Source organism: Streptomyces sp. M41(2017), from assembly GCF_002078175.1.
Classification (GTDB): domain Bacteria; phylum Actinomycetota; class Actinomycetes; order Streptomycetales; family Streptomycetaceae; genus Streptomyces.
The window spans coordinates 2,424,318-2,450,165 of sequence record NZ_MWFK01000001.1; the positions used below are offsets into that span (position 1 = coordinate 2,424,318).

Genomic DNA, 25,848 nt, shown 5'->3' on the forward strand with positions numbered 1-25,848 from the left:
ACTCCCCGACGCGCTCTCCGATATGCCGGAGAGAGGCCGCGAAGAGGGGCCCTGGTCAGGGTGGCCGCGACGTGTTCACCGCTGACCGAGTCTGGAGACCATCCATGTCCCGTGTATCGACCGGCCCCAGCAGCAAGCCGACCGCAGCGCACGCGCTCCTCGCGCGACTGCGGGACCACGGCGTGGAGAAGGTGTTCGGCGTGGTCGGCCGTGAGGCCGCCTCGATCCTCTTCGACGAGGTCGAGGGGATCGACTTCGTCCTCACCCGGCACGAGTTCACCGCCGGCGTCGCCGCCGACGTGCTCGCCCGCATCACCGGACGCCCGCAGGCCTGCTGGGCCACGCTCGGCCCCGGCATGACCAACCTCTCCACCGGCATCGCCACCTCGGTCCTGGACCGGTCACCGGTCATCGCGCTGGCCGCCCAGTCGGAGTCGCACGACATCTTCCCCAACGACACGCACCAGTGCCTGGACTCCGTGTCGATCATCGCGCCGATGTCCAAGTACGCGGTGGAGCTGGAGCGTCCGCACGAGATCACCGACCTGGTCGACTCCGCGGTGACCGCCGCCATGACCGAACCGGTCGGCCCCAGCTTCATCTCGCTGCCGGTCGACCTGCTCGGCTCCTCCGAGGGCATCGACGCCGAGGCGGAGCGGCCGCCGGCGCGGACCCCGGGCAAGCCGATCGGCGCCGTGCAGGACGGCTGGGAGCAGGCCGCCGACGAGGCCGCCGAGCTGCTGAAGACCGCCCGGCACCCCGTCCTGGTCGTCGGCGCCGCCGCGATCCGCTCCGGCGCGGTGCCGGCCCTCCGCGCGCTGGCCGAGCGGCTGAACGTGCCGGTCATCACGACGTACATCGCCAAGGGCGTCCTGCCGCACGGACACGAGCTGAACTACGGCGCGGTCACCGGCTACATGGACGGCATCCTGGACTTCCCCGCGCTGGAGACCCTGTTCGGCCCCGCCGACCTCATCCTCACCGTCGGCTACGACTACGCCGAGGACCTGCGGCCCTCGATGTGGCAGAAGGGCGCCGAGAAGAAGACCGTCCGCGTCTCGCCGACCGCCAACCCGATCCCGCGCGTCTACCGGCCCACCGTCGACGTCGTCACCGACGTCCTCGCCTTCGTCGAGCACCTCGACGCCGCCACGGTCTCCCTCGCCGCCAAGGAGCGGCACGACATCGAGCCGCTGCGCGCCCGCGTCGCCGAGTTCCTCGCGGACCCGACGGCCTACGAGGACGGCATGCGCGTCCACCAGGTCATCGACTCCATGAACACCGTCATGGAGGAGGTCGCCGAGTCCGGCGAGGGCACGATCGTCTCGGACATCGGCTTCTTCCGGCACTACGGCGTCCTGTTCGCCCGCGCCGACCAGCCCTTCGGCTTCCTCACCTCGGCCGGCTGCTCCAGCTTCGGCTACGGCATACCCGCCGCCATGGGCGCCCAGCTCGCGCGCCCCGGCCAGCCCACCTTCCTCATCGCGGGCGACGGCGGCTTCCACTCCAACAGCGCGGACCTGGAGACCATCGCCCGCCTCAACCTCCCGATCGTGACCGTCGTCGTGAACAACGACACCAACGGGCTGATCGAGCTCTACCAGAACCTCGGACACCGTCGCAGCCACGACCCGGCGGTCAAGTTCACCGGCGTCGACTTCGTCGCGCTCGCCGAGGCCAACGGCGTCGAGGCGACCAAGGCGGCCGACCGGCAGGAGCTGCTCGCCGCGCTCCGCAAGGGTGCCGAGCTGGGCCGCCCGTTCCTGATCGAGGTCCCGATCAACTACGACTTCCAGCCCGGTGGTTTCGGGGCGCTGAGCATCTGATCATGGCCTCCCAGGACCTTCCCGCGGCCTTCGGGTTCCTGGCCTCCGCTCGCCCGAGCGGGGGCCGGGCCCCCCGAGCCGCCTTCGCCACCCGGGGCACCCACACCGGCGTCGACCTGATACTGCGCTCGCAGACCCTCGGCGCGACCCTGGTGCACACCCCCGGAACCCCGCCCGACGCCGCCCTCGCGCACGACGCCGACACCGCCGTCGTGCTCGCCGGGGAGATCTACAACCGCGGCGACCTCTCCTCCGTCCTCGGAGCCGGCGCCGACCCGTCCGGCGACGCCCAGCTGCTGCTGGACCTGCTGCGCCGCTACGGTCTGCACGCCTTCCGCCTGGTCAACGGCCGCTTCGCGGCGGTCGTCTGTTCCGGCGGGCGGGTGCTGCTGGCCACCGACCACGCCGGCTCCGTCCCGCTGTACGTGTGCGCCGGTCCCGGCGAGGTCACGGCCTCGACCGAGGCCAAGACCCTGTCCGGGCACGGCGGTCCGCGCGGCTTCCCGTTCGCGGACGCCCGCCGGGTGCGCGGACTGCCCGGCGTCTACCAGGTGCCCGCGGGCACCGTGATGGACATCGACCTCGGCTCCGGCACGGCGGCGGCGCACCGCACCTGGGCGCCGCCGCTGGCCCGCCGGATCATGGACGAGAGCGAGGCCGTGGACGCCGTGCACGCGGCGCTCGACCGGGCGGTGAGCGCCCGCGTCACCCCCGGCGCCACCCCGCTGGTCGTGCTCTCCGGCGGCATCGACTCCTCCGGGGTGGCCGCGCTCGCCCACCGAGCCGCCGGGCACATCGACTCGCTGTCCATGGGCACGGAGGTCTCCGACGAGTTCGCACAGGCCCGCACGGTCGCCGACCACCTCGGCAGCCGGCACCGGGAGATCACCGTTCCGACGGCCGATCTGCTCGGTCAACTCCCGTACGCCATCTGGGCGTCGGAGTCCGAGGACCCGAACATCATCGAGTACCTGCTGCCCCTCGTCGCGCTCTACCGCGCGCTCGACGGGCCGCCCCGCCGCGTGCTCACCGGGTACGGCGCCGACATCCCGCTCGCGGGCATGCACCGCGAGGACCGCCTGCCCGACCTGGACACGGCGGTCGCGTACGACATGGCGACGTACGACGGACTCAACGAGATGTCGCCGGTGCTGTCCGCCGTGTGCGGCCACTGGTCCACGCACCCGTACTGGGACCGTGACGTGCTCGACCTGCTCGTCTCGCTGGAGGCGGGGCTCAAGCGCCGCTACGGGCGCGACAAGTGGGTCCTGCGGGCGTCGATGGCCGAGCTGCTGCCCGAACAGACCGTGAAACGGCCGAAGCTGGGCGTCCACGAGGGCTCCGGCACCACCTCGTCCTTCTCTCTGCTGCTGCTGGAGGAGGGCATCGCCGAGCGCTCCGTCGACGCGGCCAAACAACAGGTGGTGCGGCTGCTGTTCGACCGCACCGTGGTGGGGGGCGAGGACCCCGGCCAGGTGAGCACCACCGAGGTGGTCCGCTCGGTCGCCGAGCGGCTGCGACGGGGTGCGGCATGAGCGCGCCCGCTGCCCGCACCCGACCGGACTCCCCTGTGTCCGACCGAAGATCGCCCGGCACGGTCCCGGCCGGGACCCCGCGCACCGCCGACCTCCCGGAGGGGAACTGAGCCGTGGAACGCATCGACTCGCACGTCTCGCCCCGCTACGCCCAGATCCCCACCTTCATGCGCCTGCCGCACGACCAGAACCCGCGCGGCTACGACGTCGTCGTCATCGGCGCCCCCTACGACGGCGGCACCAGTTACCGGCCCGGCGCCCGCTTCGGACCCCGTGCGATCCGCAACGAGTCCGGGCTGATCCACGGCGTCGGCATCGACCGGGGGCCGGGCACCTTCGACCTCATCAACTGCGTCGACGGCGGCGACATCGACCTCACGCCGTTCAACATGAACATCGCGATCGAGACCGCGCAACGGCATCTGGCGGAACTGCTCAAGAGCAACGCCGCCTTCATGATGCTGGGCGGCGACCACTCCCTGACCGTGGCCGCCCTGCGGGCCGTCGCCGAGCAGCACGGCCCCGTCGCCGTCCTGCACCTGGACGCGCACTCCGACACCAACCCGGCCTTCTACGGCGGGCAGTACCACCACGGCACCCCGTTCCGGCACGGCATCGAGGAGAAGCTCATCGATCCGGCCGCGATGGTGCAGATCGGGATCCGCGGCCACAACCCGAAGCCCGACTCCCTCGACTACGCCCGCGGCAACGGCGTCCGCGTCGTGACCGCCGACGAGTTCGGCGACCTCGGCGTGGCCGGCACCGCGGACCTCGTACGGGAACGGGTCGGAGGACGGCCCGTGTACGTGTCGGTCGACATCGACGTCGTCGACCCGGCCTTCGCCCCCGGGACGGGCACCCCCGCGCCAGGCGGTCTGAGCTCCCGGGAGCTCCTCGCCCTGCTGCGCTGCGTCGGCGACCTCAGACCGGTCGGCTTCGACGTCATGGAGGTCTCGCCCCTGTACGACCACGCCGGGATCACCTCCGTCCTGGCCACCGAGATCGGCGCCGAACTGCTCTACCAGTACGCCCGCGCCCACCGCGCCCCGGCGTAGCCCCGAGGCACTCCCGGCCGGCGCGGCCCGCGCACCGTCGCATCCCGACGCAAAGGAGACATCGCACCCATGGCTTCTCCGATCATCGACTGCACCGCCCACCAGGAACACCTGCGCGCTCTCGCGGCCGAACTCCCCGCGGTGCCGCGCGCCGACCTGTACGGCTTCCTGGAGCAGGCGAAGGCCCTGTCCGAGCGGCTGCCGCGCGAGATAGGCGCCGCCCTCGACAGGTTCAACGCCGAGGGCACCGAGGACGGCTATCTGCTGCTGCGCGGACTGCCGTTGGAGGCGGAGGACGAACTGCCGCCCACGCCCACCTCCACGCCCGCGCCGGTGGACCGGGGCCGGCTGCTCATGGAGGCGATGCTCGCCGTCGCCGGCCGTCGGCTCGGACTGCACACCGGCTACGCCGAGTTGCGCTCCGGCACGGTCTACCACGACGTGTATCCCTCGCCGGGCGCGCACTACCTCAGCTCGGAGACCTCCGAGACGCTCCTGGAGTTCCACACCGAGATGGCGTACCACGTCCTCCAGCCGAACTACGTCATGCTGGCCTGCTCCCGCGCGGACCACGAGCGCCGTGCGGAGACGCTCGTCGGCTCGGTGCGCAAGGCGCTCACCCTGCTCGACGAGGACACGAAGGCGCGGCTCTTCGACCGCAGGCTGCCCTGCTGCGTCGACGTCGCCTTCCGCGGGGGCGTCGAGGACCCGGGGGCGATCGCCGAGGTCAAGGCGCTGTACGGGAACGAGAAGGACCCGTTCCTCGGCTACGACCGTGAGCTGCTCGCCCCCGAGGAGCCGGCCGACAAGGAGGCCGTCGCCGCCCTGTCGCAGGCCCTGGACGACGTGACGGAGGCCGTGAAGCTGACCCCCGGCGACCTCCTGATCATCGACAACTTCCGTACCACGCACGCCCGTACGCCGTTCAGCCCGCGCTGGGACGGCAAGGACCGCTGGCTCCACCGGGTGTACATCAGGACCGAGCGCAACGGGCAGCTGTCGGGTGGTGAACGGGCGGGCGACGTGGTGTCGTTCTCCCCGCGCCGCTAGGCCGTGTCCGGCCTGGGCGGACCGTCCGCCGGGCGGCCGTCGAGCCCCCTTCGCGCACCCCGATCCTGGCCCCGGGGCGCGCGGAGGGGGCCGCGGCGCGTTCGGCTCGTTCTCGGTGGCGCCCCGAGCGGCGCGTGAAACGCTGGCTCACTGGAAGCAACGCAGACGGGAGACGATGACATGTCCGACTCCACATCGACGGCTCGGGCGACGCCGCTGGGCTTCGCCGTGCACACCGCCCCGGTCGGTCTCGGCGACGACGGCCGGGACGACTTCACCGTGCTCGCCTCGACCGTCCCGGCCCAGGTCAGCGGGGTGTTCACCCGGTCCCGGTTCGTCGGGCCGAGCGTTCTGCTGAGCCGGGAGGCGGTCGCCGACGGACAGGCCCGCGGGGTGGTCGTCCTGGCCCGCAACGCCAACGTCGCGACCGGCCGGGAGGGCGAGGCCAACGCGCGCGAGATCCGCGCCTCGGTCGCCGCCACGCTGGGCGTGCCCGACGGGGAGGTGCTGGTCGCCTCCACCGGCGTGATCGGCCGCCAGTACCCCATGCCGCAGATCCGCGAGCACCTCAAGTCGCTGGCCCTGCCGTTCCCCGAGGGCGGTTTCGACCGGGCGGCCCGCGCCATCATGACCACCGACACCCGGCCCAAGGAGGTCCGGCTGCGCTGCGGTGACGCGACGGTCGTCGGCATCGCCAAGGGCGTCGGCATGCTGGAGCCCGACATGGCCACGCTGCTCACGTTCTTCGCCACGGACGCCCGCCTCGACCCGGCCGAGCAGGACCGGATCTTCCGCCGCGTCATGGACCGCACGTTCAACGCCGTCAGCATCGACACGGACACCTCGACCAGCGACACCGCGGTGCTGTTCGCCAACGGGCTGGCCGGCGACGTCGATCCCGGCGAGTTCGAGCAGGTCCTCCACGAGGCCGCCCTCGCGCTCGTCAAGGACATCGCGAGCGACGGCGAGGGGGCGAGCAAGCTCATCGAGGTGCGCGTGACGGGGGCCCGGGACACATCCCAGGCCAAGCGGGTCGGCAAGACCGTCGTCAACTCGCCGCTCGTGAAGACCGCCGTGCACGGCAGCGACCCCAACTGGGGGCGGGTCGCGATGGCGGTCGGGAAGTGCTCCGACGACACGGACATCGACCAGGACGTGGTGCGGATCCGGTTCGGGGAGACGGAGGTGTACCCGACGGGGTCCGTCGACGTGGCCGAGGAGGACGCCGTGCGGGCCGCTGTCGCGGAGCACCTCAAGGGGGACGAGGTGGTCATCGGGATCGACCTCGGGATCGCCGAGGGGGAGTTCACCGTGTACGGCTGCGACCTCACCGAGGGGTACGTCCGCCTCAACTCGGAGTACACGACCTGACGGAACCCAGCGGATTCCCGCCCCTCCGCCGCTGCCCGTCCCGTACCGGGGGCGCTGCCCCCGGCCCCGTTCCTCGGTCGCCGGAGGGGCTGTTTCCCAGCCCGTCCGGCGACCGAGGAACGCCCGGGTATGCCGAGCCCGCACGTGCTATGCGTTCCCCCTGCCCAGGGGCCCTCCGGGTGGTCGGGCGAGCCCAGGATGGGAGCGGAATGCATCCGGCAGGAGGGCCGCAGGGACATGGAGAGCACGAGGACCGACACCGGCGAGACCGGGTACGACGCGGGGGTCCGGGGCGTGGTGAGGCCGGGCGACGCGCTCGGCGGCACGCTCCGCCTCGTCCGCACCGACGACTTCGACTCGCTGGACCCCGGCAACACGTACTACGCGTACACGTGGAACTTCCTGCGCCTCATCGGGCGGACGCTCGTCACCTTCGACACCGCGCCGGGCAAGGCGGGCCAGCGCCTCGTGCCGGACCTGGCGGAGGCGCTCGGCGAGGCCTCGGAGGGCGGCCGGGTGTGGACGTACCGGCTGCGCGAGGGACTGCGGTTCGAGGACGGCAGCCCGGTCACCGCCGGTGACGTCAAGTACGCGATCGCCCGCAGCAACTACGGGACCGACGTGCTCGGCGCGGGGCCCACCTACTTCCGGCATCTGCTGGGCACCGACTACGGCGGCCCGTGGCGCGAGCCCGACGTCGACGGGCCGGTCACCCTGGAGACACCCGACGAGCGCACCCTCGTGTTCCGGCTGGCGGAGCCGTTCGCGGGGATGGACCTGCTGGCGACGATGCCGAGCACGACCCCGGTACCGCGCCGGCTCGACACCGGCGCCGCCTACCGGCTGCGGCCGGTCGCGACGGGCCCGTACCGCGTGGTCTCGTACACCCGCGGTGAACTCGCCGTCCTGGAACGCAATCCGCACTGGGACCCGGAGACCGACCCGGTGCGCAGGCAGCGGGCCGAACGCGTCGAGGTGCACCTCGGCAAGGACCCGCACGAGGTCGACCGGATGCTGCTCGCCGGGGAGGCGCACATCGACCTCGCCGGGTTCGGGGTCCAGCCCTCGACCCAGGAGAGGATCCTGGCGGACCCGGCGCTGCGCGCCGACGCCGACAACCCGCTGTCCGGGTTCACCTGGATCTACTGCCTGTCGAGCCGGATCGCGCCGTTCGACAACGTGCACGCCCGCCGCGCGGTGCAGTTCGCCACCGACAAGGCCGCGATGCAGGAGGCGTACGGCGGTTCGGTCGGCGGGGACATCGCGACGACGATTCTGCCGCCGACCCTCGACGGCCATCAGGACTTCGACCGGTACCCGGTGGGAGCCGAGGGGCGAGGTGACCTGGACGCGGCGCGGGCCGAACTCGCCGCCGCCGGGATGCCCGACGGGTTCCGGACGAAGATCGCCGCCCGCAAGGACCGGCTGAAGGAGTACCGGGCCGCCGAGGCGCTGGCCGCCGGGCTCGCCCGGGTCGGGATCGAGGCCGAGGTCCTGGACTTCCCCTCGGGCGACTACTTCGACATCTACGGCGGCTGCCCCGCCTATCTGCGCGAACACGGCATCGGGATCATCATGTTCGGCTGGGGCGCCGACTTCCCCGACGGGTACGGGTTCCTCCAGCAGATCGTCGACGGCCGGGCCATCAAGGAGCGCGGCAACCAGAACATGGGTGAACTCGACGACCCGGAGATCAACGCCCTGCTCGACCGCGGTGCGACCTCCTCCGACCCGGCCGAGCGGGCGGAGATCTGGCACCGGATCGACCGCCTCACCATGGAGCACGCGGTGATCGTGCCGTACCTGTACCCGCGCTCGCTCCTCTACCGGCACCCGGACGCCCGCAACGTCTACGTCACCGGGTCCTTCGGGATGTACGACTACGTGGCGCTCGGAGCCGGCTGAGGCATCGCGCGCGGGTCCTGCCGGGGGGTCCCCGTGGCCCCCGGCAGGGCGAGGCCCCGGCAGGACTGCGCCGCCTCGTGGAACTCCGCCTCGAAGCGGCCCAGCCGGTGCAGGAAGCTGCGGGTGGACCCGGTGAGATCGGTACCCCGCGCGCTGCGCAGCAACAACTGTGCCCCCAGGCCGAGTTCGAGCCGGTGGATGCGGCGGGTCAGCGCGGACTGGCTGATGGAGAGCACCGCGGCCGCCCGGTTGATGCTGCCGTGCCGCGCCACCGCCCGCAGCACGTGCAGGTCGTCGACGTCGAGCTTCCGGGTGCCCTGCGCGATGTCCGGTGCGGCCGGTGCGGCCGGCGCCGGTGCGGCCGCGCGGGCGGCGCCGGTCGTCCGCTCGCGGTACCAGCTGGTCCACCAGGGATCGGTGAGCAGGTCCGGGTGACGGTCGGCGAAACGGTGCAGATAGCGGTCGGCGAGCAGCTCGGCCAGGTGCTCCGCGAGGGCGCCGGGGACGACCGTCGGGTCGACGAGGAGGCTGGTGGAGCGGTGCGGGCGCTCCACGAGGGACCGGTGGACCACGGAGGGGGCGACGACGGCCGGGCGGGTCGGGGAGCCGAGGCCGATCGCGTCGCCGCGCCGCAGCATGCCCCGGGCCACGGACGCGCCGGTGACGTGGAGGGCGGCGGGGGCGGGCAGCCCGGCGGCCTGGAAGACTCGCGCGACCAGGACCTCGGAGTCGGGGCCGACCTCGGACACCCAGGTCTCGTCCCGCAGATCGGCGAGCGGGACGGCGCCGCCGCCGGCCAGCCGGTGGCCCTGGGGCAGGGTGACCCACAGCGGGTCGTCGAGGACCGGGTAGGTGCGCACCGGACGTTCGAGGGACCGGCCCGGGGCATCCAGGCTCCAGGTGTGCGCCGCGTCCACGTGGTAGCCGGCGAGCCGGCGCATGACCTGCTGGGGCGTGTCGTGGTGCACCGACAGCAGGATGTCCAGGGCGGCGGCGGCGTCCTCGACGACGTCCTCCAGGAACGGTTCGGCGGACGCGATGGCCAGGACGGCCGGGGCGTCGACGGCCTCGGGGCCGTGCCCGAAGATGTCCGTGCGGACGGCGAGGTCGACCTGGCGGAAGAACCGGCGGCCGGCGGCCAGCAGGCGGGAGCCCGCCGAGGTGAGGCGCGCGGTGTGCCGGCCCCGCAGGGTCAGCGGCAGCCCCACCGCCTTGTCCAGGCGCTCCAGTTGGCGCTCGACGGCACCGCCCCGGGAGCCGGTCCGGCGGGCTGCCTCGGCGAGGTCCCCGCACTGCCCGACCGCGTCCAGCAGGGACAGGTCGGGGCGGGTGAAGGGGAAGCCCGCCGGGGTGCCGGGGGACGTCGTGGGGGACGCCGGAGCGGGCGCGGCGGCGGCGGAGGAGGAGAAGGAAGAAGAGGGGAAAGGAGTCGGCCGGTCGAGAACAGAGGCGAGTGCAGGATGTACCGCAGGCGTTGTTTCTGACCCGGAAGACAATGTCGGTTTCCTTTGTGGTCAAGGACTGTGCCGTGTGATTGTCCGCAGTGGCTCGATGAATTCGGAGGGGCCGAATTCTCCGTACGTCGCTGCGGCGATGCTAGGCACGTCCTCTCTCCGGGCTCTCCTCACGTCGGGAGAGGCCCCGGAGACCGTCCGGAGACCGGTTCCGGCAGGGTCGTTCAGGCCTGGTCGGTCGGACGGATGAAGATCTCGTTGACCGTCGCGTGGGGCGGCGCGGTGACGGCGTAGCGGACCGCCTCGGCGATGTCGGTGGCCTGCAACTGCCGGATCTTGGCGACCCGTTCCTCGATCGCGGCCTTCGTCGGCGCGTGGGTGATGTGCTCGCGCAGCTCCGTCTCGACCGTGCCCGGCTCGACGACCACGACACGCACCCCGCGTTCGGTGACCTCCTGGCGCAGCCCCTCGCTGAAGCCGTTCACGGCGAACTTGCTCGCGTTGTAGCCGGCCGCCCCGCGCCCGGCGACGCGGCCGGCGATCGAGGAGATCTGCACGACCGTGCCCTGGCTCCTGAGCAGGTGCGGAAGGGCCGCGTGGGTCATGTACATCAGGCCGAGGACATTGGTGTTGATCATCCGGGTCCAGTCGGTGGTGTCGGCGTCCTCGACGGGGCCGAGCAGCATGATCCCGGCGTTGTTCACGAGGATGTCGAGGCGTCCCAGGGTCTCCACGGTGGACCGGACGGCGTCGGCCGCGGCCCGCTCGTCGGTCACGTCCAGTTCGACGACGTGCACCGTCGCGCCGTCCGCGGCGAGTTCGTCCGCGAGCGCGGTCAGCCGGTCGACCCGACGGGCCGCGACGGCGACCGCCGCGCCCTCCGCGGCGAGCGCCCGCGCGGTGGCCGCGCCGATCCCCGAACTCGCGCCCGTGACGAGCGCGACCTTTCCCTGCAGTGCTGACGTCGTGGTCATGGTTCTCCCCGGGGGCGAGTGCCGGTGCGTGGACAGGTCCGGGAGCGCGGCCGGAACACCGGGCCGATGCGGCCGGGGCGTCTCCTGATGTCGGCCGGGACGCCGGACCAATTCATTCGGGACGCCGCGACGTTAGCAGCAGGGCCGTGCCCGGTGAATGGCCGAAGGAGCCGCAGGTTATGACTGTTTCCGGCCGGTTATGCGCGCCGGGGCCCGGGCCACGACGCCTCCGTGCGGGCACGGCAGATTGGGACGGCGACAGCACGTCGGCGCGACCCCTGTGCAGCGACCTGCGCAGCGATAGGCGGTGGATGATGCAGAACGACGCGGCACTCCAGGACGAGAAGGCGGCCCCCTCGTACCCGATGCCACGGGTCTGTCCCGTGGACCCGCCCCCGCAGCTCGCCGGACTGCGTGCCGGTCCGGCCGCGAGCAAGGTCACCCTGTGGGACGGCAGTCAGGTCTGGCTGGTCACCTCCCACGCCGGGGTACGGGCCGTGCTCGGTGACCGCCGGTTCACCGCCGTCACCAGCGCCCCGGGCTTCCCGATGCTGACGCGCACCTCCCAACTGGTGCGTGCCGCGCCGCACACGGCCTCCTTCATCCGCATGGACGACCCGGACCACTCCCGGCTGCGGTCGATGCTCACACGGGACTTCCTGGCCCGCCGCGCCGAGGAGATGCGCCCCGTGCTGCGGGAGCTGCTCGACGAGATGCTGTCCGCGCTGGTCTCCTCCGGGGAGCGGCCCGTCGACCTCGTCACCGGGCTGACGACACCCGTGCCCTCCAAGGTCATCACCCTGCTCTTCGGGGTGTCCGAGGGGGACTTCATCGAGAGCCGCAGCGCGATCCTCATCGACCGCGGCTACACCCCCGACCAAGTGGCGGCCTCGCGGGACGAGTTGGACGGCTTCCTGCGTGAGCTGGTCGAGCAGCGGGTCGCCGACCCGGGCACCGACCTGGTGAGCCGGCTCGTGACCGAGCAGGTGCGTCCCGGCCGGCTGAGCGTCGAGGAACTCGTGCCGATGTGCCGGTTGCTGCTGGTCGCCGGACACGGCACGACCGCCAGCCAGGCCGCGCTCAGCCTGCTCAGTCTCGCCACCGACCCGAACCTGGCCGGCGCGCTCGCCAAGGACGAGAGCCTGCTGCCGAAGGCGGTCGACGAACTGCTGCGCTTCCACTCCATCGTGCAGAACGGCCTGGCCCGCGCCGCCGTCGAGGACGTCCGGCTCGACGACGTGACGATCCGGGCCGGGGAGGGCGTCGTCCTCTCGCTGGCCGCCGGCAACCGCGACGAGGGCGTCTTCCCGTCCCCGGACACGCTCGACCCGCACCGCGACGCCCGCCGCCACCTCGCCTTCGGCCACGGCATCCACCAGTGCCTCGGCCAGTGGCTCGCCAAGGTCGAGATCGAGGAGATGCTCGCGGCCGTCCTGCGCTGGATGCCCGGCGTGCGGCTCGCGGTGCCCTTCGAGGAGCTGGACTTCCGCCACGAGGTGTCGAGTTACGGGCTCGGTGCGCTGCCGGTGACCTGGTGAGCGACGACGAGCACGGGCCGGGCGCCACCGACCGGGAGCCGGGCGCGGAACAGGGCGCGGAACAGGGCGCGGAGGGCGGGTCGGGCCTGACGATCGCCATCGTGCCCGACGCCTGCTGCGCCATGGGCCGGTGCGCCGCGACCGAACCCGACCTCTTCGACCAGGACCCGGACACCGGCACCGTCGTCCTGCTCGACGCCACCCCCGCACCCGCCCTGCACGCCTCGGCCCGGCTCTGCGCCGAGCTGTGCCCGTGCGGCGCGATCACGGTCACCGAGAGCTGAGTGGAGCGATGATGATCCAAGCCCCTGGTTCCCCGTCCGCCGCCCCCGAGGCGGCGCTCGCGGCCGACGACTCCCCGATGGGCGAGGCGGCGCGCTGGGCGGTCGGGCTGCTGACGGCACCGGACCTCGCGGCGGACGACGTCACCGTCGAACGCTTCGTCCCCACCTTCCCGCCCCGGCGCAGCGAGGGCTTCTCCGTGACGCTCGGCGAGTGGCGCGAGAAGGGGCCGTTCACCGTCCTGGACTACCAGCCGATCGCCCACAAGGGATGGGTCACCCTGGGCGGCCCGGCCGGAGTGCGCAACACGCTGTCGCTCACCCTCGACTCCTCCGGTCTGATCCGCATCCTCACCTTCCTGCCCGAGATCCAGATCCCCGCCATAGCCGACTGGTACGCGCTGGAGGACGCGCTGCGCACGCCCGGCGTCGACCACTCCGTCCTCGCCGCGCGTCTGACGCCCGACGGGATCGAGGTCCTGCACGCCTCCGACGCGGACCGGCCGATGCCCACCGGCTCGGCGTACAAGCTCTACGTGATGCGGGCCCTCGTCCAGGCCGTCGAGAACGGCGAGCTGACCTGGGACGACGAGGTCACCGTCCGGCCGGAACTGCGCAGCCTGCCCACCGGCGACATGCAGGACCTGCCGGACGGGACCCGGGTCTCCGTGCGCGAGACCGCGTACAAGATGATCGCGATGAGCGACAACACCGGCGCGGACCTGATCGCCGACCGGATCGGCCGGGAGGCCGTCGAGCGGGCCGTCGCCGCGTCCGGGCACCACGAACCGGCGCTCCTGCGGCCCTTCCTGACCAGTCACGAGGTCTTCGAACTGGGCTGGGGGGCACCGCAGTTGAGGACCGCGTGGACCGAGCGGGACGAGGCGGGGCGGCGCGACCTGCTGCGGTCGATCGCCCGCCCGATGACGGTCCGCGGCTCCGACCTCGGCGCGACCGTGCACCGGCTCGGCCTCGACTGGCACATGACGGCGTACGACGTCCTGCACGTCCTCGACGGGCTGCGCGGCGACAGCGCGCGGGACACCACCGGCACGGTCGAGCACATCCTGACCGCCTACCCCGGTATCGCCGTCGACCCGGCACGGTGGAGCAGGGCCTACTTCAAGGCCGGCTCCTGCCCGGGCGTCATGATGTTCTGCTGGCTCCTGGAGGACGGTGACGGCACCGCGCACGTGCTGGTGCTGCGCCAGTCGGCCGACGAGCAGAAGCCCATCGGTGACGGTCTGTTCCTGCGCGGCCTCGGCTCGCGCGTCGTCAACTCCGCTCTCCTGACGGCGAAAGCCGCGCGGTGACCGTCCGGGACCGACTCCTCGCCGTCCTCGTCGCCGTGCTGTGGGGACTGAACTTCCTCGCGGTGCGCGTCGGTCTCGACCACTACCCGCCCTTCTTCCTCTCCGCGCTGCGCTTCGTCGTCCTCGCCGTACCGGTGATCGTCTTCGTGCCCCGCCCGAAGGTCCCGGTCCGCTGGCTGGTGATCTACGGACTCGGCTTCGGCGCCATGCAGTTCGGGCTGCTCTTCCTCGCCATCGACCAGGGCATGCCCTCCGGACAGGCCTCGGTGGTGGTGCAGGCGTCGGCGCCCTTCACCATGCTGCTCGGCGCGCTGCTGCTGGGTGAGCGGATCTCCCGGCGTCAGCTGGCCGGTGTCGCGGTCGCCGTCGTCGGTATGTCCGTGATCGCCGTGGAGCGGGCCCGCAGCGCCGCCCTGCTTCCCCTGCTGCTGACCCTGCTCGCGGCGCTCGGCTGGGCGTTCGGCAACATCGCCAGCCGGCAGGCGCGGCCCGACCACCCGCTGCGGTTCGCCCTGTGGATGTCGGTCGTACCGCCCCTCCCGCTGCTGGCCCTCTCGGCGGCCATGGAGGGCCCCGGCACCGGCTGGCGCGACGTCGGCGCCTCCTTCTCCGCCGACGGCTGGCCCGGCCTGGTCGCGCTCGTCTACACCGCGCTGGCCGGCTCGGTGGTCGGATCCGGCATCTGGACCACCCTGCTGAAGCGGTACGAGGCGGGGAAGGTCGCGCCGTTCTCCATGCTGGTGCCCGTGGTCGCCGTCCTCGCCGCCTGGCTGGCCCTCGGCGAGCAGCCGACCGCCTGGTCCGCGATCGGCGGCACGGCGGTCGTCGCGGGCGTCCTGGTCGGTACGGGCTGGAACCCCTTCCGGCGACGCGGCGCGGCGGCCCGGCGGGGCGTGGGACCTGTCCCGGTGGAGGGCGGCGGCGCCGTTCCCGCGCAGCCGGGCCCGCACGAACGCGAGCAGCCGCGGACCACTCGGCACTGACCGGTCCGCTCGCCGTCCCGGGCCCGCCGCGCGGGCCCGGGACGGCCGCGGCCGTGACGCCCTCCCGGGCGCCCCGCCTCGTACGGCTCTCGGCGGACCGGCACGGGCCGGAGACCCCTGGGCCACGGGCCATGGGCCTCCCGCTCCGCCTGTCGGCTTCACCTTCCCCTCCGTCTTCCGCTGCACCTTCGGCAGGGAAATGCCGGCGACGAACCGCGCGCGCCGCCTGCCGGTGACCGGAGCGCTCCCCTCCCGCCCGGCGGGGCCCGCGTCGCCCACGGCGTGACGGCTCGCCGCCGGTCCGGCCGTCACCCGCGACGGCCGGTCCGACCGTCACGACCGACGGACGGCCGTGCCGCTCCCCGGGGAGCGTCACGGCCGTCGGGTGTCTCGCCAGGCAGGGCCGGTCAGTCGGAGCCGGTCGTCCCGACCAGGCCCGTCCAGGTCGTCCAGCGGTCCGCCGGGGCGAAACCGAGGTCGGCGTTGACCGCGATCATCGCGGTGTTGTCCTCGGCGTTCGCCGTCTCGATCAGCCGGACGGCGGGCTCGTGCCGCAGCACGTACGCCAGGTTCGCGAGCTTCAGCAGCGTGCCCAGCCGGTGGCCCCGGTGCGCCCGGTGGACCACGGTCATGCCCTGGAGCGCGTAGGCGGGATTGCCGGTGGTCTTGGAGACGCTGGTGTACCCGGCGAGCCGTCCGCTCGCCTCGTGCACCACACCGGTGTGGTACGCCTTCCGGCCGCGCCCCACCCGCATGGTCTCGAACTCCCGCGCGTAGCTGGTCGCGACCTCCCGGTCCGCAGCGGCGTCCTCGTCGAACGACTCGTCGCCCAGGGACTGTTCGAGCATCGAGACCGGTACCGCGTACGCATCGGGGGTGATGGTCCCCCAGGTCACCAAGCCGTAGCCCGGGGGCACGTCGGGCACTCCCGAGGCGAGCGGGTCGTGGACGCCGAGGTCCAGCCACTGGTGCACGCCGGCCGGCGCCGCGGCCCGCCGTGCGCCGACCGCGGCGGCGAAGGCCGCGGGGGCGGTGTCCCGCTCGGGGCCACCGGGCAGGGCCTCCACCACGGTGCCGGAGAGCACGGAACGGCCGTGTCCCGCGGCGAGTTCGGCGGCCCGGCCGTACAGCGCCCGCCCGATGCCCCGGCGGCGCAGCTCCGGGTGGACGAGGAGCTGGTCGACCCGCGCGACGTCCGCGCCGTCGGGCAGCGCGAGCCGCAGCGCGCCGACGACGCGGTCGCCCCGGCCCTCGTGGCGGACGACCCAGTCCTCCAGCTTCGTGGCGGGCGGCGGGAAGCGCAGCGAGCCCGTCATGTCGGCGGCGCAGGGTGGCGCGGCGCCCGGCACGTCGCCTGCCGCGTCGTCGAGCAGCGTCAGCCACTGGCGGACGGTGGTCTCGTCGTCGGCGGCCAGCGGGCTGAACCGCAGGCCTCGGGTGCTGTCGTTCACGGTGTTGTCTCCCGGTCGGTGCTCTCGGTGCTCTCGGTGCTCTCGGCGCGGCCGGGGGCGACGCCCATCGCCTGGACGTCGTAGAGCCCGAAGGCGGGATGGACGTAGACGTTCGTGACCCATGGGTTGCGGAAGTGCAGGGTCTTGTCGTGGACCAGGGGGAGGATCACGGCGTGGTCCATCACCAGGCGTTCGATCTCCCGCCAGTGGCGGGCCCGTTCGGCGGGATCGGTGGTGTGCAGGCTCCGGTCGACGAGGTCGTTGACGCGCGGGTCGTCGAGTTCGGAGATGTTCCAGTTGCCGCCGTTGCGGCGGATCTGCCGGCCGTCGACGAGGGGCGCGAGGAAGCCGTACTCGGTGGGGAAGTCGGCGCCCCAGTCGGTGACGACGAGCCCCAGGGCGTGCTTGCGGATCGTGTCCGGGTGTCCGGCGCCCAGGCTGAAGTAGCTGGCGACGTCCAGTTCCTTCACGGTCAGCCGGATGCCGACGCGGGCCACCGACTCCGCCACGGCGTCGGCGACGAGGCGGAACTTGCCGCGCTGGGTGCCGATCACCGCCTCGAAGCCGTCCGGCAGTCCCGCCGCGGCGAGTTCGGCGCGGGCCGCGTCGAGGTCGCCGCGCAGGTCGGGTCCGGTCGGATAGGGATCGAGGGCCTGGTGGGCGGGGAGCCGGGGCGGGAAGAGCGCCGTGGTCAGGTCGCCGCCCGTCACCGGTCCGCCGCGGGCCTGCTGGAGCAGGATCTTGTCGGCGGCGTAGTGCACGGCCCGCCGCGCGTGCACGTCGTCGAACGGCGGGACGTGCGGCTGGATCGAGACGAAGTGCAGGAAGCTGGTGCGCGGGTTGTCGGTGCGCGAACGCAGCACGCCGTCCGCCGTGACCCGGCTCTGCGCCGCGTGCTGGAGTCCCCGGCCTTCGAGGTTGATGTCGAACTCGCCCGCGATCAGGCGCCGGTCGAGCTCGTCGACGTCGACCCCGATGGTCAGCTCGACCCGGTCGGGCAACGCCGGGCGGACCGGGTCGCCCGCCCGGTCCCAGTACGGGTTGCGCTCAAGGTGCAGGAAGCGGCCCGGCCGGTGCGCGGCGATGCGGTAGGGGCCGCTGGAACGCGGGTTCTCCCCATACTCGGCACCGAGGTCGGCGCGGCGCGGCACGGGGGCGGCCGCGGGCTGCGCCATCAGGTGGTCGAAGTCGGAGAAGGGCCGCCGCAGCCGGAAGACGATCGTGCGGTCGTCGGGCGTGCGCACCGACTCCAGCGGCTCGTCGGTGCGGTACGGGCCCGGGTAGGGGTGTGCCGGATCGTCCAGCAGCGGGATCAGGTACGTCGGTCCGCCGGGCAGCACGTCCTGCGCGAACACCCGCTGCACCGCGTTGCGTACGTCGTCGGAGGTGATCGGCGAGCCGTCGTCGTAGCGCAGACCGGGGCGCAGCCGGTAGGTCCAGGTGCGGCCGCCGTCACCGACCTGCCCGGGACCCTCGGCGAGGTCCGGGACGGGCACGAGCCCGGCGGGGCCCGCGTCGGTGGGGTACGCCATGAGGGTGCGGTTCAGCATCCGCTGGAGCAGCCAGACCCAGACGTAGTAGGTGCGGGCCGGGTCGAGGGAGTCCACGTCCGCCGAGGACACCAGCCGCAAGGTGCCGCCGCGCGCGGTCGAGGGGTTGACCGTCGCTCCGACGGCCGCGTTCCAGCCGGCGCCCGCGCGCGTGAGTCGTTCCGTTCCCGTGCTCATCGTGTGGTCGTCTCCCGGTCGGAGGGGCGAAGGGGAGTGTCCGTCTCCCCGGCGGGACTCCCGGCTCCGGCCGCCGCCCGCGTGGCCGCCCGGCGGGGCACACGGGCCGTGCCGCCGGATTCGGTGCGTGGCGCGCGGGCCGTCTCGCCGCCGGATTCCGTGCGGTCCAGCCGGAGCAGGAACGCGTGCTCCTCGCTCGCCAGGCAGCCGCGGGCGAGCTTCGCCTCGATGCTGCCGATCCCGGCGTGCAGGACGGACACGCCCTCGCGGGCGGCCGCTTCGAGGACGCGGTAGTACAGGACGTCGTAGTAGAGCGGCAGTTTGCCCTGGGCCTCGTAGTCGAATCCGGCGCGGTGGCCGAACCACTGCTCCTCGCCGCGGGCGCGGGACCGCAGCACCATCCCGAAGCCGATGATGGCGCCGTCCTGCCGTGCCACCGAGACCATCGCGTCGTCGCCCATGACCTCGGAGATCCAGCTGAGGAGGCCCGCCGAGTGCTCGGGGCTCGCCGGATTGCCGTACTTGCGCAGCAGGTTGCAGTCGAGCTCGCCGAGGCGCGGAGCCAGCGCCTTGGTGAGCGGTTCGAGGTGCACCTCGACCTTCGCCTCGGCGAGCGCCCGGCGTTCCAGGCGCACCCGGCGGCGCCGGTGCTTGCTCATGTTCGCGAGGAACTCGTCCCAGCCGCCCGGCGGGACGGGCAGCCAGGCGTAGTGCGCCGACAGGTGCGAGCGGTAGCCGCGCGCATGCAGCAGGTCCACCAACGCCGCGTCCCGGACGTCGACATGGGGGAAGCAGACGCTCGCCGCGCCCCGCTCCCGCGCGAGCTGCTCGGCCCGTTCCACCAGCGCCTCGACGTCCCCCGGTCCCGCGTGCGGGCCGGCCAGGGCGCGGGTGCGGCCCAGGTGCCGGCCGCCGCACACCAGCGACGGCAGCAGGGCGGCGGGATCGCCCCCGGCGACCTCGCGCAGGACGGCCTCCGCCTCGGGTGTCCCGCCGTCCTCCAGCGCCCGGGCGAGCATCGCGTCCGGGCGGGCCAGCAGCCACGGCACCGAGTCGTCGGCCCACGCGGCGACCAGCCCGGCGACCGGGTCGCCGTCCCGGTGCCGCATCAGGAAGTCCATCGTGGTGCCGGAGTTGCGCTCCTGCACCGCGAGCCAGCGCGAGGTCTGGAAGAAGTCCTCCGCGCCGAGCAGCTCGTCCCAGCCGGCGTCCGGCAGGCCGGCGGCGTCCGCCACCGGCCGCACGTCGCTCCGGCCGGCCGCATACGGACCGGTGCCGGTCACAGCTCCCGCGTCCCGTCCTCGACGACGAAGTCGAGGTGGGCGGCGGCCTTGTCGGCGAGGGCCTGCGCCTCCAGACGGTCGGGTCCGCTGCAGTAGGTGAAGCCGACGCAGGCGGAGTTGTCCATCCGCTGGAGCAGGTGGTCGCCCTTCTCCACGTGCAGCAGCACCTGGACGCCCGGCACCGCGGCGGCGGCCTCCACGCCGTCGACCCGCTCCAGGACGCCCCGCCGCTGCGGGTAGATCATGCGGACGGCCGCGCCGCCGGAGTGCCGGACCGGTTCGATCGCCGGGACCTCGCCGATCGTCAGCAGCCAGGCGTCCAGGATGGGGCTGCGCCCGGTCACGTCGGTGACGAGCATCGTCATGCAGCTCGACGGGGTGCGCGGGTTGGCCTCGATGATCCGCCAGCCGGACTCGGTGCGCCGCACCTCGGTGTGGCAGGGACCGTGGTCGTAGCCGATGGCCTCCAGGGTGCCGATGACCGCGGAGTAGAGCTCGTCACGCTCCTCGTCCGGCAGCGGCACAGGGAAGGTGTGGCCGCACTCGATGTAGGCCGGGTCGCCGAAGAGGTCCTTCGAGGTGACGCCGAAGACGTGCGTGTGGCCGTTCACGGTCATGGTCTCGACACTGACCTCGACGCCCTCGACGTACGTCTCCAGCAGGACGTCCCCGGAACGCGGCTGGCCGCGCAGGCTCTGCCGGATGCCGGACAGCTCCTCCCAGGCCTCGACGAGCTGATCCATGTCGTCGACGCGGCGCACTCCGTAACTGATGGCCTCCGCGGGGGGCTTGGCGATCATCGGGAAGCCCAGCCGGTCTGCCGCCTCGGCGAGCTGCCCGGGGTCGCTGACCAGCATGTGCGGGATGTTGTAGGGCACGTCGCCGAGCGCCACACGCAGCCGGTCCTTGGTGTTGGCCCGCTCCACGGCGGCCGGGTCGGGGCCGGGCAGGCCGAGGCGGCGGGCCGCCTGAGCGGCGAGCACCGTGTGGTAGTCGGAGAACGACGTGAGGCCGTCCACGAGGGACCTGCCGTCCTCGCCGGTCACCACGGACAGCACCGCTTCGAGGTCCGTGGTGTCGACGTCCACGACCCGGTCGACGGCCGCGGCGAGCGGGTGCGCGTCCCAGTCGTGCCCGTGGGTGTACCAGGACCGGTCTCCGGTCAGCAGCCACACCTCCAGACCGTGCTCGCGGGCCTGGTGCAGGCCGAGGACGAACGGGTGGTTCTGCATGTGCTCGACGATCGCGATGCGCTTGCCGACGAACATCGCGTAGTCGGCCAAAGGTGTTGTCATGGGGACCGCCTCCATGGTCCCGCCCGCCGATCAGCTCGGGGGCGGTGCAGTCGACTGGCGTTGAACACCAGTTGACCGTGCCGGTCCCGGGGCGGCCATGAATCGGGTGGTCACGCGCATAGGCGGTCGGCGAGGCGCATAGGGGCACCGACTGCCGGGCCGGTCCGCGCGCGGTTCGTCCACGCGGTCCGTCCGCGCGTTGAGGTTCACGCCGGGCGTGGCTGCGTCAGGGCCGCCAGTCCGCCGAGGACGGCGAACAGGGCCAGGAACGCGGCCGTGGCACCGTCCCCGACCGCGTTCTCGACGACGTGCCCGCCGATCAGGAACCACGCCACCGTGCCCCCGAGCAGCAGGAGATGATTGCCGCGTTCGCCGAGCAGACGCATCCCCGCCCACAGCAGCAGCGGCATGGACAGGACACCGGCGATCCCGGCGAGCAGCGATTCGAGGGACCCGGCGAGGAAGGCGTCCCCGCTCGCGTCGCGGACGCCCTGCGCCCAGGAGCGGCAGGACGTCCAGATCCCGAAGCAGACGACGGCGGACACGGCGGTGACGGCGGTGCCCTTCGCCCAGCGGGTGACCCGGCCGGCGGTGGTGCGGTTCGTCATGGTGGCAGCCTTCCATGGCACGGGACGGGGGCCCGGGTGCACGCACCCGGACCCCCGCCCTCATGTCGTCTCAACTCACCGTGTGCGGAGCCGCGTCGGCTGGCTCACAGCGAGTGCTGCAGGCTGTCGGCGTACAGCCGGGCGCCCGCGATCTTCGGGTGGAACGACTTCATGGACGGTGCCACGTTGCCCGGCAGCCAGTCCCAGTCGCGGTTGTCGGCCTTCGAGTGACCGGACAGGACGATGCCGTTCACGTCCTCCGGGTCACCGCAGATCGCCTTGCCGGCGAACTCGTCGCGCGGGTCGGAGAACACCGCCTTGGCGCTGTACGCGGTGTTGGCGTCGTTGACCGCGCCCTGCATCTCGGCGGCGAGGGTGTCGGCCATGCCGTTCAGCCACGGCGCCTCCTCCGTGCCGATCCCGATGACACAACTCCCGTCCTTCTCCAGGAGCTTCGGGTAGCCCATGAGCACGATCTTGGCGTTCGGCGCCTTCTGGTGGAGCGCGCCGAGCATGCTCGCCAGCCGTGGCCTGATCTGGTCGTGCAGCCAGGTGGGCGCCCAGTCCTCCAGGGAGCCGGTCTTCTGGCCGTTCTTCTGTCCGGTGTCCGGATCGACGGCGTCGATGGAGTTGTTGTTGCACACGGTCAGCGCCGTGATGCACTCCTGGACGATGTCGGCGAACCGGGCGTCGTTGCCGCCGATGGACAGGGTCACCAGGGTGGTGTTCTGGTCGAGGTAACCCTGCTGGATCTGCGGGAGTTCACTGCTCTGGCCCTGGTTGAGGATGTTGAAGTGCCGGGCGCCCGAGCAGGCGATGAAGTGGTAGTCCATGGCCGCGTCGCGGTCGTCGGCCATCGCGCCGATCGACTTGGTGTAGCCGGGCAGGGTGGCCTGCCGCGACCAGGCGTACTTGGACCGGTGGCACTTGTCCTCGGTGTCCGGCTGGGACGCGTCGTAGTAGTCGGACTCGGGGTAGTAGTCGTCACCGCCGTTCGCCGAGGCGCCCTCGCCCGAGGAGTAGGAGTCGCCCATCGCGACGACCTGGTTGGCGGGCTTGGCGCCCATCGGCTGGAAGCCGACGGAGTCCCAGGCGACGTCCTCGGTGCCCTTGCCGTCCTGCGTGACGTTCGACAGCGAGACGGTGGGTGTGCCGGTGAAGTTGAAGACCCCGAGGGAGACCCACTGGTTCTTCATCACCCGCTGGAGCAGCGTCCGGTTGGGGCTGGTCGAGTTGGAGCCGCCGACCTTGTACATCGCCTGCCGGGTGTGCGCGCCGTGGTCCGGCAGGTGGATCCACACCCGCATCCAGCCGCGGTCCGCCTTGTTCAGCGTCCAGGTTCCGGTGGTCTGGAGCTTGGTCGCGTCCGCCGTCCCGCTCTTGTTGGTGTGCGAGAACCAGAAGTGGTTGCCGTAGGCGGCGCCGATCTGGTGCAGGTCGATCCGGCCCGAGGCGGTGCCGAAGCCGAAGCCGAAGGTGCCCGCCGAGGAGACGGCCCCGCAGGATCTGCCACTGGATCCGGCCGGTACGACACCGTTGTCGACGTCGTCGACGACGTAACTGCCGGAGGGCAGACCGGACGAGCAGTCGGGCGGGTACGAGTTGGCGTCCGGCTGCTCGGGATAGGTGTCGTCGAACCGGTGGAGGGCGTTGCCGCACAGGGCGGCCGAGGTGCAGTTCTTCCAGGTGGCGGCCTTGGTGAACCAGCACTTCAGGTACAGCGGGTCCGAGGTGCTCGGGTCGCCGGGCAGCAGGCAGGGGCCGCCACCGGTGTTGTTGGTGGCGCTGTCACTGATCTTCGACGGGTTGCAGTTGTTGCTGCTGTCGCAGAACAGGGAGATGGGCGGCTTGGCCGCGGTGCGCGCGGCGGTCGTCGTCCACCAGGCGGCGCGGTAGCCGGGCTGGAAGTCACCGGGGGCGAACATCGCCGAGATCGGGCGGGCCGCCCAGCCGATGACCTTCTCCTCGTACGGCCAGTCCTGCGGGTGCGCGGCGTGGCTGTAGTCGTCACCGCCGGCCGAGTTCTCCAGGAACGGGGTGCGGTTCTCCTTCCACAGCGGGTTGGCCGGGTTGTTGGTCCAGCCGAGGCCCCACTTGCCGGCGTTGCTGCCCGCGTCCGCCTTCAGGTGGTAGCCCGTGTTGTACGACCACAGGGCGGCGAACCAGTTCTCGATCCACTGCGGGCTGCCGTCGTTGATGGTGATCCCGTCGGCGCGGGTCTGGTTCCACTTCTCGACCAGGATGTTCACGCCGGACGCGATGTTCGCCGCGTAGTCGAGGGCGACGGCCTCCTGCTGCGCGGGTGTCTTCGTCGGCTGGCCCTTGCCCGGCAGCCGCATGCCGTCGGTGACCTGGGTGACGCCGTATCCGCAGTCGGACTTGCTCCAGTCGATGGCCCACGGGTCGGTCTGGGTGCCGTCGGAGGAGTAGGAGACGCCGTAGAAGTTGCCGACGAGCGGGTTCGCGGTGACGCCGGGGACGGCGTACCGGGTCGCCTGCCACATGTTCGACTCCTGCGCGGTGACGCCGAGCATCACCTGCGCGGGGATGTGCCAGTTGGCCCCGCTGCCGCCGCTCAGCGACTGGAGCGGGAACAGGGTCTGCGGCGCATAGGCGCCCATGCCCGTGTTCTTCCAGTTCGCCGCGCGGGTGGCGCCCTTGTTGAGGGTGCCGACGACGGCCTGGTCCACGGCCCACTCGATCTGCCGCGGGGTCGGCTGGAAGGCCTGCTTCTTCGGGTCGTTGCGCGGCACCGAGCACGTCCGGTCGGTGTCGACCGGGGCGGCCATCGGGCTCGCCTTGCCGGTCTTGTCCGCGGCGGACTTCCCTGCCGCGGACCCCGCGGGTGCGGCCAGCGCCGGGCTCATCGCGGTCGCGGCGCGCTGGGCGGCCGCGTCACCGATCCGGTTGCCCGGGGCCGCGTCGAGGACGGTGCTCCTCCCCGTGTCCAGGGCCTTCAGCGTGATGCGGGCCGCGCGTGCCGAGAAGGAGTCCTTCTGGGAGATCCGGGAGTCCTTGCCGTCCGCCCAGGCGGTCGTCACCGCGGCGCCGCCGCGACTGGAGATCCGGGCGTCCTTCGCGATGCCGCCCGGGTTGCGGACGGCCGGGGGAAGAGATCCGCCCGTCTTCGCCGAGCCCGTCACGTAGACCGCTCCGGAGGGGGTGCGCGCCAGGTCGAACGCGGTGAGCGAGCCCTCTCCGAGCTGGGTGGCCCGGCCCTTGCTGTCAGGGGTGCGCAACGCGCCCGCGGCGACGCGAGAGACGGCGGCCCGGTCGTCGGTGGAGGACTTCTCGGCGCCGCCGGGCAGCCGGTCGATGAACGTGACACCGCCGTCGGCGTCGGGCTGCAGCTGGAAGGGCACGGCGTGCGTGACGGCCACGGTCCTCACCGTGCCGCCCTGGACGCGGACGACCCGGTTGCCGCGGGCGCCGACGATCGCGCCGTCGACGGGGACCGCCGAGGTGACCTGGCCGGGCACCTTCGTGGCCGCGGTCCTGCCGGTCGCCGCGGTGACCGAGACGAGCCGCGTCTCGTTCGTCCGGGAGGTCGACTCGTCGGTGAACTGCGAGAACACGGCGTTCTCGGTGGTGCCGCAGCCGGGGGAGAAGTAGCCGAGGGTGGCCTGGAAGGGGAGTTTGCGCACGGCCCCGGACCGCAGGTCCACGATCGCGGTGAACGCGCCGCGGCTCAGCAGGTCGGGCTTGTTGGTGAAGGTACGCGGCGCGTAGGCGACGGCCGCGTACCGGCCGGAGCCGGTCAGGCAGGCGTTGCCGATCCAGGTGTCCGTCTCGAAGCCCGGTTCGGACAGTGAGGCGGCGGTCTTCCAGGCGTAGCCGCTCTTCTCGTCGGCGATCATCACGTGGAAGCCGGTGCCGTCGCCGGACGTGGTGAACGCCCGGTCGGCGGACGCGGAGTAGTTCTTGCCGAGCAGTTCGGCGCGCTGCTTCGCGGGGACCGCGTCCGGCCGGCTCTTCGCCGGGTCCTTCCCGTCCGCGGGAACGGACTTGGGGGTCGCGGACCAGCCGTCGGCCGCGCCCGGAGGGGCCGCGTTCGCATAGGCCTGCGTCGTGCCGATCCCGCAGGCCACCGCTATCGCGACGGCCGTGGCGACCGGGACACGCGCCTTCCTCAGTCTGCTGCGTCTCAACGTCGTTTCCTTCATGTGGGGTTCACGCCCGGGTCGGGGCATGCGACCTGT

General features: G+C 72.7%; 18 protein-coding genes. 10 read left to right on the top strand and 8 right to left on the bottom strand.

Annotated elements, in window-relative coordinates:
• The first annotated feature begins 104 nt into the window (after positions 1 to 104).
• From B0675_RS10615 to B0675_RS10640, 6 genes are all read left to right on the top strand, one after another.
• Positions 105 to 1,826 carry a thiamine pyrophosphate-binding protein gene (locus tag B0675_RS10615; RefSeq protein ID WP_081218567.1) on the top strand — a complete coding sequence of 574 codons (1,722 nt, stop codon included), beginning with the start codon at positions 105 to 107 and terminating at the stop codon, positions 1,824 to 1,826.
• A 2-nt stretch (positions 1,827 to 1,828) separates the two neighbouring features.
• Positions 1,829 to 3,361: an asparagine synthase-related protein gene (locus B0675_RS10620; RefSeq protein ID WP_081218568.1), complete on the top strand. Its 1,533-nt coding sequence runs from the start codon at positions 1,829 to 1,831 to the stop codon at positions 3,359 to 3,361.
• Positions 3,362 to 3,474: 113 nt separating this feature from the next.
• Positions 3,475 to 4,416 carry an agmatinase gene (gene speB, locus B0675_RS10625; protein WP_081218569.1) on the top strand — a complete coding sequence of 314 codons (942 nt, stop codon included), beginning with the start codon at positions 3,475 to 3,477 and terminating at the stop codon, positions 4,414 to 4,416.
• Positions 4,417 to 4,485: 69 nt separating this feature from the next.
• A complete protein-coding gene (gene cs1 / locus B0675_RS10630; protein WP_081218570.1) occupies positions 4,486 to 5,466 on the top strand; it encodes a clavaminate synthase Cs1 in 981 nt (326 codons plus the stop codon).
• Positions 5,467 to 5,646: 180 nt separating this feature from the next.
• Positions 5,647 to 6,837, top strand: a complete 1,191-nt coding sequence (gene argJ / locus B0675_RS10635; RefSeq protein WP_081218571.1) for a bifunctional glutamate N-acetyltransferase/amino-acid acetyltransferase ArgJ — start codon at positions 5,647 to 5,649, stop codon at positions 6,835 to 6,837.
• 237 nt (positions 6,838 to 7,074) lie between these two features.
• Positions 7,075 to 8,742 (top strand): ABC transporter substrate-binding protein, encoded by a 1,668-nt coding sequence (locus B0675_RS10640; RefSeq protein ID WP_081218572.1) that lies wholly within the window; start codon positions 7,075 to 7,077, stop codon positions 8,740 to 8,742.
• Here the strand turns inward: B0675_RS10640 and B0675_RS10645 are convergent.
• Both B0675_RS10645 and B0675_RS10650 read right to left on the bottom strand, forming a co-directional pair.
• Complete coding sequence (locus tag B0675_RS10645; protein ID WP_241539750.1) at positions 8,718 to 10,238, bottom strand: LysR family transcriptional regulator; 1,521 nt, start codon at positions 10,236 to 10,238, stop codon at positions 8,718 to 8,720. The genes B0675_RS10640 and B0675_RS10645 overlap by 25 nt on opposite strands.
• A 182-nt stretch (positions 10,239 to 10,420) precedes the next feature.
• Entirely contained in the window at positions 10,421 to 11,170 is a 750-nt protein-coding gene (locus tag B0675_RS10650) for an SDR family NAD(P)-dependent oxidoreductase (RefSeq protein WP_081218573.1), read from the bottom strand.
• Between the two features lie 311 nt (positions 11,171 to 11,481).
• On the opposite strand from B0675_RS10650, the gene B0675_RS10655 reads away from it, so the two are divergent.
• From B0675_RS10655 to B0675_RS10670, 4 genes are all read left to right on the top strand, one after another.
• Positions 11,482 to 12,708 (top strand): cytochrome P450, encoded by a 1,227-nt coding sequence (locus B0675_RS10655; protein ID WP_241539751.1) that lies wholly within the window; start codon positions 11,482 to 11,484, stop codon positions 12,706 to 12,708.
• Between the two features lie 86 nt (positions 12,709 to 12,794).
• Positions 12,795 to 12,992 (top strand): ferredoxin, encoded by a 198-nt coding sequence (locus B0675_RS10660; RefSeq protein WP_107482774.1) that lies wholly within the window; start codon positions 12,795 to 12,797, stop codon positions 12,990 to 12,992.
• An 11-nt stretch (positions 12,993 to 13,003) separates the two neighbouring features.
• Positions 13,004 to 14,302, top strand: coding sequence for a serine hydrolase (locus tag B0675_RS10665; RefSeq protein WP_081221714.1), 1,299 nt, complete (start codon positions 13,004 to 13,006; stop codon positions 14,300 to 14,302).
• Complete coding sequence (locus B0675_RS10670) at positions 14,299 to 15,285, top strand: EamA family transporter (RefSeq protein ID WP_081218574.1); 987 nt, start codon at positions 14,299 to 14,301, stop codon at positions 15,283 to 15,285. Before B0675_RS10665 ends, B0675_RS10670 begins: the two co-directional genes overlap by 4 nt.
• Positions 15,286 to 15,692: 407 nt before the next feature.
• Here B0675_RS10670 and B0675_RS10675 read toward each other — a convergent pair whose 3' ends face one another.
• The 6 genes from B0675_RS10675 to B0675_RS10700 form a co-directional block, all read right to left on the bottom strand.
• Positions 15,693 to 16,736, bottom strand: a complete 1,044-nt coding sequence (locus tag B0675_RS10675) for a GNAT family N-acetyltransferase (protein ID WP_081218575.1) — start codon at positions 16,734 to 16,736, stop codon at positions 15,693 to 15,695.
• Positions 16,733 to 18,463, bottom strand: a complete 1,731-nt coding sequence (locus B0675_RS10680; protein WP_081218576.1) for an ABC transporter substrate-binding protein — start codon at positions 18,461 to 18,463, stop codon at positions 16,733 to 16,735. Before B0675_RS10680 ends, B0675_RS10675 begins: the two co-directional genes overlap by 4 nt.
• A complete protein-coding gene (locus B0675_RS10685) occupies positions 18,460 to 19,746 on the bottom strand; it encodes a GNAT family N-acetyltransferase (RefSeq protein WP_206602717.1) in 1,287 nt (428 codons plus the stop codon). The genes B0675_RS10680 and B0675_RS10685 overlap by 4 nt, the downstream gene beginning before the upstream one ends.
• The gene (locus B0675_RS10690; RefSeq protein WP_081218577.1) at positions 19,743 to 21,041 is read right to left on the bottom strand and encodes an ATP-grasp domain-containing protein; all 1,299 of its coding nucleotides are present in this window, start codon (positions 21,039 to 21,041) and stop codon (positions 19,743 to 19,745) included. The genes B0675_RS10685 and B0675_RS10690 overlap by 4 nt, the downstream gene beginning before the upstream one ends.
• A gap of 206 nt (positions 21,042 to 21,247) precedes the next feature.
• The gene (locus B0675_RS10695; RefSeq protein ID WP_081218578.1) at positions 21,248 to 21,649 is read right to left on the bottom strand and encodes a hypothetical protein; all 402 of its coding nucleotides are present in this window, start codon (positions 21,647 to 21,649) and stop codon (positions 21,248 to 21,250) included.
• A 104-nt stretch (positions 21,650 to 21,753) separates the two neighbouring features.
• Positions 21,754 to 25,797: a GDSL-type esterase/lipase family protein gene (locus tag B0675_RS10700; protein WP_081218579.1), complete on the bottom strand. Its 4,044-nt coding sequence runs from the start codon at positions 25,795 to 25,797 to the stop codon at positions 21,754 to 21,756.
• Positions 25,798 to 25,848 lie beyond the last annotated feature (51 nt).